The sequence below is a fragment of the Stenotrophomonas sp. AS012628 genome, from assembly GCF_010608305.1.
Taxonomy (GTDB): domain Bacteria; phylum Pseudomonadota; class Gammaproteobacteria; order Xanthomonadales; family Xanthomonadaceae; genus Stenotrophomonas; species Stenotrophomonas geniculata.
The window spans coordinates 1-258 of sequence record NZ_VMBJ01000170.1 but is presented as its reverse complement, the minus strand read 5'-3'; the positions used below and the strand labels follow the sequence as shown (position 1 = coordinate 258).

The 258-nt window shown below is 68.6% G+C and carries 1 protein-coding gene; it reads left to right on the top strand.

All coding sequences use genetic code 11. The annotated features are described in order from the left end of the window. Nucleotides 1-3: 3 nt before the first annotated feature. The coding region (locus tag G5A07_RS21470) for a patatin-like phospholipase family protein (protein ID WP_191864000.1) at nucleotides 4-258 on the top strand (255 nt) is incomplete at its 3' end.

Genomic DNA, 258 nt, shown 5'->3' with positions numbered 1-258 from the left:
ATCATGGACAGAGTGGAACGAACAGCGTTTGTCTTTGCCGGTGGCGGCAGCCTCGGCGCCATCGAGGCCGGCATGCTGCGCGAGCTGGTGGCCTCGGGCGTGGTGCCCGACATGGTGGTGGGCGCCTCAGCCGGCGCCATCAACGCTGCCTTTTTTGCGTGCAATCCGCACGCGGCCGGCACCGCGCAGCTCGAGGCGCTGTGGCGCGGTGTGCGGCGCGCCGACGTGATGCCGTGGTCTTGGCGTGCAATGTTCAGC